The sequence below is a fragment of the Koromonas soli genome (assembly GCF_059726265.1).
The window spans coordinates 689,319-702,546 of sequence record NZ_AP040872.1; the positions used below are offsets into that span (position 1 = coordinate 689,319).

The 13,228-nt window shown below is 58.2% G+C and carries 11 protein-coding genes; 9 read left to right on the forward strand and 2 right to left on the reverse strand.

The window, feature by feature from the left end; translation table 11 throughout:
• Window positions 1-3 precede the first annotated feature (3 nt).
• The 9 genes from rsmH (at window position 4) to murG (ending at window position 11,573) form a co-directional block, all read left to right on the forward strand.
• Entirely contained in the window at window positions 4-990 is a 987-nt protein-coding gene (gene rsmH, locus AC6IY8_RS03000) for a 16S rRNA (cytosine(1402)-N(4))-methyltransferase RsmH (protein WP_497777212.1), read from the forward strand.
• An 81-nt stretch (window positions 991-1,071) separates the two neighbouring features.
• Window positions 1,072-1,569: a cell division protein FtsL gene (locus tag AC6IY8_RS03005; RefSeq protein ID WP_497777213.1), complete on the forward strand. Its 498-nt coding sequence runs from the start codon at window positions 1,072-1,074 to the stop codon at window positions 1,567-1,569.
• A 255-nt stretch (window positions 1,570-1,824) separates the two neighbouring features.
• Window positions 1,825-3,921 carry a penicillin-binding protein gene (locus AC6IY8_RS03010; protein ID WP_497777214.1) on the forward strand — a complete coding sequence of 699 codons (2,097 nt, stop codon included), beginning with the start codon at window positions 1,825-1,827 and terminating at the stop codon, window positions 3,919-3,921.
• A 27-nt stretch (window positions 3,922-3,948) separates the two neighbouring features.
• Window positions 3,949-5,448: a UDP-N-acetylmuramoyl-L-alanyl-D-glutamate--2,6-diaminopimelate ligase gene (locus AC6IY8_RS03015; RefSeq protein ID WP_497777215.1), complete on the forward strand. Its 1,500-nt coding sequence runs from the start codon at window positions 3,949-3,951 to the stop codon at window positions 5,446-5,448.
• Window positions 5,445-6,818, forward strand: coding sequence for a UDP-N-acetylmuramoyl-tripeptide--D-alanyl-D-alanine ligase (locus AC6IY8_RS03020; protein ID WP_497777216.1), 1,374 nt, complete (start codon window positions 5,445-5,447; stop codon window positions 6,816-6,818). The genes AC6IY8_RS03015 and AC6IY8_RS03020 overlap by 4 nt, the downstream gene beginning before the upstream one ends.
• 37 nt (window positions 6,819-6,855) lie before the next feature.
• Window positions 6,856-7,995 carry a phospho-N-acetylmuramoyl-pentapeptide-transferase gene (mraY, locus tag AC6IY8_RS03025; RefSeq protein ID WP_497777217.1) on the forward strand — a complete coding sequence of 380 codons (1,140 nt, stop codon included), beginning with the start codon at window positions 6,856-6,858 and terminating at the stop codon, window positions 7,993-7,995.
• 40 nt (window positions 7,996-8,035) lie between these two features.
• A complete protein-coding gene (gene murD / locus AC6IY8_RS03030; RefSeq protein ID WP_497778600.1) occupies window positions 8,036-9,415 on the forward strand; it encodes a UDP-N-acetylmuramoyl-L-alanine--D-glutamate ligase in 1,380 nt (459 codons plus the stop codon).
• Entirely contained in the window at window positions 9,416-10,507 is a 1,092-nt protein-coding gene (ftsW, locus tag AC6IY8_RS03035; protein WP_497777218.1) for a putative lipid II flippase FtsW, read from the forward strand.
• A gap of 4 nt (window positions 10,508-10,511) precedes the next feature.
• Window positions 10,512-11,573: an undecaprenyldiphospho-muramoylpentapeptide beta-N-acetylglucosaminyltransferase gene (gene murG, locus AC6IY8_RS03040; protein ID WP_497777219.1), complete on the forward strand. Its 1,062-nt coding sequence runs from the start codon at window positions 10,512-10,514 to the stop codon at window positions 11,571-11,573.
• On the opposite strand, the gene AC6IY8_RS03045 is transcribed toward murG, so the two are convergent.
• Both AC6IY8_RS03045 and AC6IY8_RS03050 read right to left on the reverse strand, forming a co-directional pair.
• A complete protein-coding gene (locus tag AC6IY8_RS03045; RefSeq protein WP_497777220.1) occupies window positions 11,570-12,388 on the reverse strand; it encodes an ABC transporter ATP-binding protein in 819 nt (272 codons plus the stop codon). The two genes, murG and AC6IY8_RS03045, sit on opposite strands and share 4 nt — an antisense overlap.
• 2 nt (window positions 12,389-12,390) lie before the next feature.
• On the reverse strand, window positions 12,391-13,170 hold the full coding sequence (locus AC6IY8_RS03050) for an MlaE family ABC transporter permease (protein ID WP_497777221.1): 780 nt from the start codon (window positions 13,168-13,170) through the stop codon (window positions 12,391-12,393).
• Between the last annotated feature and the right edge of the window lie 58 nt (window positions 13,171-13,228).

The window sequence follows — 13,228 nt, forward strand, 5'->3', positions numbered from 1 at the left end:
CGGGTGGGCGACGCTAAGGAGCCCGAAAACAGTGAAAGCGCTCTGACGGGCGCGCATGGCGGACGAAGATTCAGTCATGCACCGGTTCTTTTAAATGAGGCAATCGACTTCCTGGCCATAAAGCGCGGCGGGACTTATATCGATGCCACTCTCGGGTTGGGCGGACACAGTTCGACCATTGCAGCCATGTTGGGCCCCGAGGGCAGGTTGATCGCTTTCGATAAGGACACCACTGCGCTGGAGATGGCGCGCAAACGTTTGGCAGCCCCTGAGGGTCGCCAGCAGGACTGGCCCGAGATCACGCTGCATCATGCGTCCTATGCCGAGATGGCGGAGCGCGTGACCCCTGGCAGCGCCGATGGCGTTCTCGCCGATCTTGGCGTCAGTTCGATGCAGTTTGATGATGCCAGCCGAGGATTCAGTTTTCAGGCGGAAGGTCCACTCGATATGCGTATGAACCCGCATGCCGAGCTAACCGCCGATCAAGTGGTAAACCAGTTCGACGAGAGCAATCTCGCTGATCTGATTTACGAATTCGGTGAGGAGAGGAGGTCGCGGAGAATCGCCAGAGCCATTGTACGGGCACGGCCGATAAAATCGACCGCTCATCTAGCACAAGTTGTATCGGCCGCAGCCCGGCCAATGAATCAGCCGCGAGGCAAAGGCATTCATCCTGCGACGCTGACTTTCCAGGCAATCCGAATCTACGTGAATCGTGAACTGGAGGACTTGCGGGCGCTGCTGAAAAGCGCGCCTGATGTGGTAAAGCCGGGTGGAAGGCTGGTCGTGATCAGCTTCCATTCGCTGGAGGACCGCATGGTAAAGGATGCCATGCGCGAGGGTGCCCGAGAGGGAATATGGGAGCCCTTGACCAAGAAGCCGGTGATTGCCTCAGACGAGGAAATTGCGGAAAACGCGCGGGCACGGTCCGCGAAGTTGCGCGCCGCAGTCAGGCAGGAAACGCGCAAGCGAACGAAAAGCAACAGATAGAGTTTTTCAAAGAGTTCTTAATGGCATGTGGAAAAACCTGTGAATGCTGTGGAAGAACGTGGAAAAGGTAGGGAGTGAAATATGGCGATCTGGGCAGCGGCATTGCCTCAACGCGTGAGTGCAGCACTTGAGAACACGGCTCCGGCCGCCCCGCGTCGTTACATGCCCGGGGCTCCTGAGATCTATTTCCATAAGGCGATCGACAATTCCCGTCTTGTGCGTTCGGCTGACCCCGTGCGCCAGCGCGAAATGCGCATGTTTACCGTGACTGTGGTGATCTGCTTTGTTATGGCGCTTGTGTATCTTGGCCAGCACTGCAGCTCAATCGAGTACGGCTACAAAATCGAAGACCTCCGGGCTAAGCGTGACCAGTTGGCGGATGTAAACCGTACGCTGAAGCTGGAACAGGCCACGCTGAAGGAGCCCGGCCGCATCGATGCGCTTGCGCGTGAGATGGGTTTGGCTTTGCCTGCCGTCGGACAGGTGCAGCGTCTTGATGATGCTTCCGCCATGGTGGACACAGGTGCTCCGGTAATGGCCAAGGCTACCAACGTCTCGGTGATTTCAGTTCCAAACTAGGGTAAGAACTCGAAGGTGGGTTCAGGGCAAATGACGGCCCGGGTGCGCCTTTTGCACATCAAGCACCTGTACGGGCCGTCAGCACTGTATTAACTTTGAAGTATGCAGTTTCCCGGCCTTCTGAAAGCGTTTCGGCGCGTTTCGTGCGCTCCCGCATTCGTATGGAACAGCACCCCCTGTTGTTCCGGAGTGGCCGGTAATTCCTATTCGCGTGCAGGAGATTTTCCAGGCTCCCTCGCGGTGCGGGTGTAAGCAATGGCCGGCGGCAAGGCACCAATCGACGCACAGTCTCGCCTCCTGCGTTTCGGGGTGTTTCTTCTTGTCTGGGCGATCATCATTATTGTGCGGTTGGCTTATCTTCAGGTGCTGCACTATGGCGAATGGGTGCAGCGCGCACAGCGTCAGCAGCAGCGCACAGTAGAGGTTTCGCCGCAGCGCGGAATCATCTATGACCGCAACGGGCAGGAACTTGCCATGACCGTTCAGGTCGATTCTGTCTTCGCCGTGCCCAGCGAGATCCCCGATCAGAAGACAACTGCCGGAATCCTTTCCAAGCTCACTGGGGAAGACGCCGATAGCATCTACGAGCGCATGGCCTCGCAGCGAAACTTTGCGTGGGTAGCGCGTAAGGTGGATGGCGACGTCGCTGCGCGCATTCGGTCCATGAACCTGCGCGGAATCTATTTCCAGAAGGAACTCAAGCGTTTCTATCCGAAGCGGTCGCTCGCAGCTCAAGTGCTCGGCTACGTCGGTATGGAAGACGCGGGGCTCGCCGGAATCGAGCATCTCTATCAGAGCCAGTTAAATGGTGTGAAGGGGCGCGTGGTGATCACCATGGACGCCCGCCGCAAGTGGTTCGGACACATGGAGCATCCTCCCGAGCCGGGCGCGAACGTCGTTCTTACCATCGATGAGAAGATCCAGTACATCGCCGAGAAAGAGTTAGAACAGGCGATGCAGGAAACGCAATCCCTAAGCGGCACGGTCGTGGTGCAGAATCCCAAGACCGGAGAGATTCTCGCGCTCGCCAACGCGCCGTCGTTCAATCCCAACCTTTCTAAAGAAATCACGCCGGAGAAGCTGAAGAATCACGCTGTGAGCGATGTGTACGAGCCCGGATCGGTTTTTAAGACCGTGACGTTTTCGTCTGCGTTTGAAGAAAAGCTCGCGCGACCGGAAGAGATCGTTAACTGCGACCCTGGTTATGTCGTGATCGGCGGAATCAAAATTCGCGATTCGCACCGTATTGGCACGGTGAATCTGGAGAGGGCGTACGCGGAATCCAGCGATACGGCGTCGGTGAAATTGGCGCTTCGCATGGGTCCCGAACGCTTCTACAAACACATACATGAGTATGGCTTCGGCCAGGTGAGCAATGTTGAACTGCCGGGAGAAACTCGCGGACTCGTACGCAAGCCTGAACGCTGGGCTGCGTCGTCGATTGGCTCCATGGCGATTGGGCAGGAAATTGGCGTTACACCGTTGCAGATCGTTTCGATGATGTCGTCTATTGCGAACGATGGTATCTATTCACCGCCGCGAATCGTCGCCGGAGTCACGCCGCCCAATCAGGGCTACCAGCGAATCGAGTTTCACCCGCAGAGTCAGCGTCGCGTGATCTCCTCGTACACGTCCGCTCTCATGCGCCGCCTCACTGAAGAGGTTGTGCTGGATGGAACTGCGCGCCGGGCAATCCTTGACGGATACACCTCGGCAGGTAAGACTGGCACCGCGCAAAAGATCGATCCACGCACCCGCGCGTATTCAAAGACGGATTACGTTGCCAGTTTTGTCGGATTCGCTCCGGTGAACAATCCGGCAATTACGATTGCGGTCATTCTTGACTCTCCTCGTGGGCTGCACCAGGGTGGTCAGGTTTCGGCTCCGGTATTCAAGCGTGTTGCGGAGCAGGTGCTGGCCTACTATGGCGTGCCGCATGATGTCGAGCCCAAGAACAACGCCGCGCGGCGTACACTCGTTGCAAAAGCTGCCGAAGGCGACAGTGAAGACACGCAGCAGCATGCTCCAGGTGAGATGATGGATTTGGCGGCCTTGGCCACTGCCTCGACTCCAGTTGCGGCAACTCCTGCGGCACAAGGTACTCCAGGCCCGTTGCATGCGCCAGAGAACTCGCACCTTGACCCGCGCGGCAGCACAGTGGTGATCGATGTCTCTGGAGGGTCCACCGTACCGTCTCTGCTCGGGCTCTCGATGCGGGCAGCGATTGAGGCGGCACACAAAGCTGGATTTGAGCTGCGCATTGTGGGTAGCGGAACCGCTCGTGAACAGCAGCCTCCGCCGGGTTCGTATTTGCCGCCAGGGTCGAAGATTGCGGTTCGCTTCTCGCGTTGACCAAGGGCCTACTTGAAAGAAAGCGCTATGAATTTTCTCGAAATTCTCGATGGAGCCGAGGTGCTCTCGCAATTCGGCGAAGACTGCCGGATTAAAGGTCTCGACTATGACTCGCGGCGCGTCCAGCCCTCGTGGCTGTTCGTCGCCATGCGTGGAGAGAGCACGGACGGCAATCGCTACATCGACGCGGCGATCAAGGCCGGAGCCGTTGCCGTTGTGACCGACTCTCCGACCGAAGCCGTGCGCGCGGGTGTTGCTTGGGCCGTCGTACAGCATGGCAGGCGCGCTCTTGCCCGCCTGAGTGCAAACTTTTACAAGCATCCGGCTGAACATTTGCGGATCACCGGCGTGACCGGCACCAACGGAAAGACGACGACCACCTTCATCGTGGAAGCGATTCTTCGCGCCGCAGGACGGAAGAGTGCGCTGGTTGGAACCGTCGAGTATCACCTGCCGGGAGAGGTGTTGCCCGCTCCCCACACCACGCCCGAGTCGCTCGAACTCAACCAGATGTTTGCCCGCTCGCTGGCTCATGGTGCAACAGAAGCGGTGATGGAAGTCTCCTCGCACGCATTGCAACAGGGCCGTGTTTTTGGTGTGCCCTTCGACGTGGCGATCTTCAGCAATCTCACGCAGGATCATCTCGATTACCACGGCACCATGGAAGAGTACTTCGCAGCCAAGCGCATTCTGTTCGAGGGATGCGGCACCGAGCCTCCGCGCTGCGCAGTGGTGAATATCGACGATGAGACGGGATGCAAACTCGCCGAGTTCTCGCGCCGCCGCTCACAGGTGTTCACCTACGGAATCGAGCAGGGAGACTTCCATGCCGAGCATCTGGAGATTACGCCTCAGGGAAATCGTTTTACGTTGATTACGCCCGATGGTCCAATCGAGTTGCGCTCGCCTCTGATTGGGTGCGTGAATGTCTATAACGTGATTGCCGCCTGCGCTGCGGCCTATGCACGCGGCTGCACTGGCGAGCAGATCGCCGCAGGCATCTCGGCAATCGCCCGCGTTCCAGGACGGTTTGAGGCGGTCGACGAGGGCCAGCCATTCGCTGTGGTCGTCGATTACGCTCACACGGACGATGCGCTGAAGAATCTCACCAAACTTGCGCGGGAGTTCGCCTCGCGTTCAAATGCTCGTGTCATAACCGTCTTCGGATGCGGTGGCGACCGCGACCGAACGAAACGCCCCAAGATGGGGCGCGCAGCGGGCGAGGGCAGTGATTTCGTGATCGTCACTGCCGACAATCCACGCAGCGAAGACCCTGTCGCGATCATCGAGGAGTCGCTGCCCGGCTTGCGTGAGACCAACGCGCGTTTTGTGACCGAGCCCGACCGCCGTCGAGCAATTGCGTTGGCACTGTCCGAGGCACGCAAGGGAGACATCGTGTTGATTGCTGGCAAGGGACATGAGCGCACGCAAACGACACGCGAAGGCGTGTTTCCGTTTGACGACTATCAGGTTGCGAGCGAGGAACTGAATCGCATCGGGTACAAGCGAGGAGGCGCACACGTATGAGACTCGCATTGGGCAGGATCGCCGAATTTGTGCAAGGCCGCGGAGTCTTCAACCGCGAGGCAATGGCTGAGGGCTACTCCATCGATACGCGCACGATTCGCCCCGGCGATCTGTTTTTCGCCATCAAGGGTGAGCGCATGGACGGCCACGATTTTGTGAAGGCCGCCCGAGAATCGGGTGCTATTGCCGCCGTCGTTGCACGCGATCAGCTTTCCCGCTTCGCCGATGATGCAGCCCTGATCGTGGTGGATGACACCACAGCCGCCCTGCAGCAGTTGGGCGCAGCCGTGCGCCGGATCTGGGGCAAAAAGCTGATCGGAGTGACTGGTTCCGCGGGCAAGACGACCACCAAGGAATGCATCGCTCACGTTTTGAGTTCCAATTTCCAGGTGCTGAAGTCGCTGGGAAATCTGAACAATCACTTTGGATTGCCCATGCAGTTGCTGCGACTCGAACCGCAGCATGAGATTGCTGTAATCGAGATGGGAATGTCGCACGCTGGCGAAATCACGCGTCTCGCGCAGATTGCCGCTCCCGATGAAGGCGTGGTGACGAACGTTGGTCTCGCGCACTTGGAGAGCTTCGGGACCCAGGCTGGTATTGCCCGCGCGAAATATGAGTTGATCGCCTCGCTTCCGGCGGGTGGTCATGCTTTTCTCAATGCCGACGATCCCTATGCCTGCCAGTTTGGCCGTGATTTCCATGGTAAGGTAACGCTTTTTGGAATCGAGCATCCGGCAGACTACCGCGCCCAAAACGTTGAGTTGCTCGGCATTCTCGGTTCGAGGTTCGACATCGTGGGAGCGGGTTTCCGCGAGAAGGCTCATGTTCCGCTCATCGGGCGTCACAATGTGCTGAATGCGCTGGTCGCCGTGGCCATTGCCGCCGAGCACGGCGTTAGGCCCTCGGATGCCGTGGCGAAACTCGAGTCGCTTAGTGCGGGCGATAAGCGAGGTGAAGTGCGCGAGGTCGCTGGCGCCATCCTCATCAACGACTGCTATAACTCCAATCCTCAGGCACTCGACAGCATGGTTACAGCCCTGGCGCAGACTCCGGCAAAGCGACGGATTGCAATAGCCGGCGAAATGCTGGAACTTGGGCCAATCGCTGCCGAACTGCACCGCGAATGCGGTCGCAAAATGGCTGCTCAGAAACTGGATTACGTTGTTGGAGTGCGCGGCAATGGTGAGTCCATCGCCGAGGGCGCTGCTTCCGGAGGTATAGCTTCCGAGTTTGTCGAAACTCCCGAGCAGGCAGGCGAGTGGCTCGCGAAGAACCTGCGTGAGGGAGATGCTGTATTGCTGAAGGGTTCGCGTGGAGTGGGCCTGGAGCGTGCGCTCGTCGTGTTCGAAGCGCAACGAAAAGTTTAGTTTAACTGCGGGCTATCCGCGCAAGATTGAGGACCCTTTGCTCTACTGGCTTCTGTACGAATACATTTTTCGCCACTTCAACGTCGGACCGTTCCGGATCTTTCGCTACCTGACTTTCCGCACGGCCTTCGCCAGCCTTACCGCGCTCTTTATGGCGCTGATCATCGGCCCATCGGTGATTCGCCGTCTGCGCGAGTTTCAAATCGGACAATACATTCGCGAGGAAGGCCCGCGTTCGCACCAGAAGAAGGCAGGCACACCCACCATGGGCGGCCTGCTGATTGTCGTCTCCATATTGTTGCCAACCCTGCTCTGGTCAGACCTGTCCAACAAATTTGTCTGGCTCGCGGTGATGTCCACGCTTTCCTTCGGAGCCATTGGATTCACGGATGACTACCTGAAGGTCGTACGCAAGCAGAACCTGGGTCTTAATGGCCGCAGCAAGCTTATGCTGCAAACGCTGGTTGCGTTTGCTATCGCGATCGTCCTCATCTTGCTGCAGGCTGAAGGCCAATACTCCACCCACCTAATGGTTCCATTTCTCAAGCGCTTTCGTCCGGACCTGGTGATGAGCAGTCTGGTTCACAACCCGCATCTTTGGCCCATCGCGTTCCTGCCATTCATCATCTTCGTCATTTTCGTGCTGGTGGGCTCGACCAATGCCGTGAACCTAACCGACGGTCTGGATGGCCTCGCCATCGGATGTACGTTGATTGCTGCCGGTGCGCTCACCGTGCTGACCTACGTCAGCGGACACGCGGTATTTTCCGACTACCTGGAATTGCAGAAGATGCCTCTGGTGGGCGAATTGACGGTTTTCTGCGGTGCCATGGTGGGTTCGTCCATCGGTTTTCTCTGGTACAACACCCATCCTGCCGAGGTCTTCATGGGCGATGTAGGCTCGCTTGCGCTCGGCGGAGCCATCGGAACCGTCGCGGTCATCATCAAGCAGGAACTGTTGCTGCCCTTCTTCGGAGGAATATTCGTTCTCGAAGCGCTTTCCGTCATTCTGCAGGTGGGCTCGTTCAAGCTGCGCAAGAAGCGCATTTTCCTGATGGCGCCTTTGCATCATCACTTTGAGCAACTTGGCTGGTCCGAATCGAAGGTGATTGTGCGATTCTGGATAGGCTCATTGATCTTTGCTTTGTTTGCTCTCACAACGCTCAAATTGCGTTAAGTTAAAAAGGCAAACTGCTCGAAGGATAGGGATGGAACCCATGGACGTAAAAGGCAAGCGAGTTCTGGTAGTTGGACTGGGAAAGTCGGGCGTGGCTTCGGCACTCTTCCTCGCATCGCGTGGCGCCAGGGTCACGGTGAGCGACGCCAAGAGCGAGGAGCAGCTCCGCACCGAGATTCCCGCACTGCTCGATCGCGGCATTACGGTCGAAACCGGCAAGCATGGCGAGCGCACATTCCGCGACCAGGACCTGATCGTCGTCAGCCCCGGGGTACCGAACACAGTGGCTCCCCTGCAGCACGCCATCAAGTTGGGCATCCCTGTTATTGGCGAAATCGAGTTGACAGCGCGATTCCTGGAAGGTCACGTCGTTGCCATCACGGGCTCCAACGGCAAGACCACCACGACAACGCTGACTGGCGAAATCATCGCTTCCGGCGGGCGCAAGACCCTTGTCGGGGGAAACATCGGAACGCCGGCAGTCACCTTCGTCGAGCAGTCATCGCCCGATACCTGGGTCGTGCTTGAGATTTCGAGCTTCCAGCTTGAGTCCATCGAGACGTTCCATCCGCATATCTCGTCCATTCTGAACATCACTCCCGACCACCTCGACCGCCACGGCTCCATGGAGAACTACATAGCGGCCAAGAAGCGCATATTCGAGAACCAGACCGCCGATGATTTTGCTGTGCTGAATGCCGACGATGAGGTCTGCCGCGGGTTGGGTGCTGGATTGAAACCCGAGGTGCTGTGGTTCAGCCGCAAGCATCCTGTCGAGCGCGGAACATTCGTCGCAGGCGACATGATCTTCTACCGCAACGGCAAGGATGTAGAGATCATGCCCGTTTCCGAGATTGCTCTGAAGGGCGCGCACAATGTTGAGAATGTGCTCGCCGCCGTAGCCATCGGCATGGCCGCCGGAGTCGAACCCTCATCCATCCGCCGCGCTGTAAAGGATTTCCGCGCCGTCGAGCATCGCCTCGAATACGTCGCCACCCTGCGCGGAGTGCAGTATTACAACGACTCCAAGGCGACCAATGTCGACGCGACGATCAAGGCACTTGAAGCCTTTCCGGCCAACATTCACCTCATCCTTGGTGGTAAGGATAAGGGCAGTGACTATTCCGTGCTCGCACCGTTGCTCGCCGAACGCGTTAAGCGGGTGTATACCATCGGCGCAGCCTCCGAGAAGATTGAGTCGCAGATTGGGACCGTCGTGCCCGTTACGCATGCGCTGACGCTCGACTCCGCAGTGCGCAAGGCTGCCGACCTGGCCACCGAAGGCGACGTAGTATTGCTTGCTCCTGCCTGTGCCAGTTTCGATCAGTTCCCCAACTACGAGGAGCGCGGACGTGCCTTCAAAGAACTGGTGCAGTCGCTTGCGACTCTGCATTCGGAATCCCCCACCGGAGGACGATAGGTGGCCAAGCGGGTCAGTGTCGATCGATGGCTGTTTTGCACCACGCTCTTGATGACCTTCGCCGGACTGGTGATGGTTTTCAGCGCCTCCGCCATCGTCGCCAAGGAACGTTTTGGCTCTGAGACCGCCTTCCTGCTCAAGCAGGGAATCTATGCCGCCGTCGGGCTCGCGGCGATGTTCGTCTTTATGCGGATGGACTATCGCAAGCTCAACCGTCCTGCTCTGGTGTTCACCTGCCTCGGAGTCACATCGCTGTTCTTAGGTGCGGTCTTTCTCCTCGACCGTTCGCACAACACGCATCGATGGATCAAGCTGGGCATTCTGTCGTTCCAACCTTCGGAACTCGCCAAGCCCGCCATTATTCTCTTCATGGCTCACTTCCTCGAGAGCCGGTTGCGATCCATCACCGATCTGCGCCATACGTTATTGCCGGCCGTCGCGCCCACACTGATTTTTTGCGTGCTGATCGTGGCACAGCCCGATCTGGGCACTGCAATGACGTGCGCATTCATCACGCTTGCGATCTTGTACATCTGCGGCATGGAGGCGAAGTACTACCTTTACACGGTGCTTCTGGCGATTCCGCCAATGTACTTCCTCTTATTCCGCACTGCATGGCGTGCGCGACGCATGGTCGCCTTCATCAATCCTTTTGCTGATCCCCAAGGCTCCGGCTTCCACATCATTCAGTCGCTCATTGCCGTTGGCACCGGAAGCCTCACCGGCCTTGGCCTCATGGAAGGTCGCCAGAAGCTTTTCTATCTTCCCGAGCCACAGACCGACTTCATCTTCGCCGTGGTTGCCGAGGAGCTCGGATTGATCGGCTCGGTTTGTTTCGTTGCGGCGTTTGCGTTCTTTTGTTTCCGGGGCCTGCGAGCTGCCTGGAACACTCGCGACAACTTCGCACGCATTCTTGCCGTAGGCATCACGGCGATGATCGGCATTCAGGCATTTTTCAATATCAGCGTCGTGCTCGGACTGCTGCCGACCAAAGGCATCCCGTTGCCATTCATCTCCTATGGCGGCTCGTCACTCATCGTGATGCTTGCCTGCGTGGGCGTGCTGCTGAACATTACGCAGCAGACGGACTAACAGAATGAAGATCATCCTCGCCGGCGGCGGTACAGGCGGCCATGTCATTCCTGCGCTTGCCATCGCCGAAGAACTCCGCAAACAGGGTCACGAAGCAGCATTTGTAGGCACCGAGCGCGGCATTGAGATGCGCCTTGTTCCCAAGGCCAATTTTCCGCTGTATACGGTCAAGGTGGGCGCGCTCAATCGCGTCAGCCTCGCCACCCGGTTGCGCACCATGACCAATTTGCCCCTGTCGATCCTGTCTGCCATGCGCATTCTGCGCGAGTTCAAGGCGCAGGTCGTCATCGGCGTTGGCGGATACGCGGCAGGTCCGGCCACCATGGCTGCCGTACTCATGCGCATTCCGGTCGTACTGTTCGAGCCCAACGTGGTCCCTGGGTTCGCCAATCGCATAGTTGCGCGTTTTGCGTCCAATGCCGCCGTACACTTCGAGCAAACTGGCAAATGGTTCCCCATCTTCGAAGTGACCGGTGTTCCTGTGCGCCCTGCATTTTTCTCTTTGCCGCCGCGCAGAAGCGAGTATCCGGCTCTGCTCGTCTTTGGAGGCAGCCAGGGAGCGCGCGCATTGAACCGCATCCTGCGCGAGTCTGCCGCATCGCTGCTGCAGCGCATACCCAGGCTTCGTATAGTTCACCAGACAGGCGAGCGCGAGTTTGCGGAGGTAAGCGGCTTCTACGCCGAGCGGAAGCTCGATGTGCAGGTCAGCGCCTTTATCGACGACATGCCGCAGGCCTTCGCGGATGCGGATCTCGTTGTATGCCGCTCCGGCGCCTCTACAGTCGCGGAGATTGCCGCGGCAGGGAAGTGCGCCTTATTCGTGCCGTTCCCTGGAGCCGCTGACGACCACCAGCTACGCAATGCCGAGTTGCTCGCGCAGGAGAACGCTGCACTTCTTATCCCTGAACACGAGCTGAGTTCCGAGCGGTTTGTGCAGGAGGTCACAGCACTTCTCGCCAGTCCGGAAAGGCTGAATGCCATGTCGGCTCAGGCTCGTGAGCTGGCGCACCCGGATGCCGCTGCGCACATTGCCCATATGGCCCTTATGGCTGCGAAGCGTAGCTAAGGAGTCAGGTACTCGCGGATATATTCGTTTTCCGAATTCGCGATTTCAGCCGCGCTTCCTTCGAAGATCTTCTTACCATCCTTCAACACAAGAAAGCTGGTTCGCGGGTCCCAGTCTGTTCCCGGTGGTACCGGAACCATCTTGTTCTGCTTTTGGTCAAAGGTATGTGTCGCCATCGTGAATGCATCCTGCAAACGGTGAGTCACCAGCAGCGAACTTGTTTTATAGAAGTCGCGTTGTTTCACCAGCAATTCGACAATCGTGGTCGAGGTCACCGGATCGAGGCCAGCCGTTGGCGAGTCGTAAAGCAGAACTTCCGGGTGCCAAATGATGGCTCTTGCGATCGCCACTCGCCGTCTCATACCGCCGGAAAGTTCGGCTGGAAACTGGTTCATCGTCTTCTCCAGCTCCACAAATCGCAGCGCCTCGCGCACGCGAGCTTCGATTTCTTCTTCCGGAACCTTCTCTTCATAGAGTCGAAACGCCACATTTGCCTCGACCGATTGCGAATCGAACAGCGCCGACTCCTGGAAGACCATTCCGATGCGGCGGCGAAGTTCGAACAACTCCCTCTCGCGCATGGCCGTAACTTCCTGCCCCAGAACGAAGATGCGCCCACTGTCAGGGCGTACCAAGCCAAGAGTGAGCTTGAGAATCGTAGTCTTGCCAGAACCGGCAACACCGAGCAGAACTTTGGTGGCCCCCTGCTCTAGATCAAACGAAAGGCCGTCCAAAACGACCAGTTCGTCAAACCTCAGGCACACGTCTTCGAAGATGACTGCCTTCTCCGAACCGTTCGGACCGGCGGTGCTCATCTTTATAGTGGCCCCAGCACCACCATCAGCAGGCGGGTGATAATTAGATCGACGGCGAGAATCAGCACGCTGGCGGCGACCACCGCCTGCGTCGTCGCGCGGCCCACTCCTTGCGTGCCGCCCTTTGCGCTCAGTCCGTAGTAGCACCCAACCGTGGCGATGATGAAGCCAAACATCACTGGCTTAATCAGCCCCATGAACACGTCCGCAAACCGGAGCGTCTGCCATGCTGAGGTCCAGTATTCGTTCAAGTCAAGCCGCAGCAGCAGAAGCGCAATCATTGAGCCGCCAACAAGACCCACCAGGTCCGAGAGGATCGTGAGGAAGAACAGCATGAAGACCGTGGCAGACAAACGCGGCGTCACCAACTTGCGGCTGGGATCGGTCCCTAGTGCGCGCATGGCATCAACTTGCTCGGTCACCATCATCGAGCCGAGTTCGCTGGCCATTCCGCTGGCGTTCCGGCCCGCGACCATCAGGCTCGTAAGCACCGGGCCCAACTCGCGCACCATCGACATCGAAACAAGCTGTCCGGTAAAGGCCAGCGCACCGAATCGTGCCAGCGAGTTCGCACTCTGAAGTGCGAGCACCGCGCCGGTGAAGAATCCGGTCAGGACGACGATAGGCAGCGATCCCACGCCGATGATGTCCATCTGCTGCAGAATGTCGCCGAGATAGAGCGGCTGGCTGAACAGATTGGCAAGGGCTCGCCACGAAAGGACGGAATACTCCTGCACCGCCAGAACATTGCCCTTCGCGTATTCAGATAGAGAAAATGCCATTCGGTACGGGGAGCCGCATATTAGGTCAGTTGCATCGGCTTGCGGCTCATCAATGGAC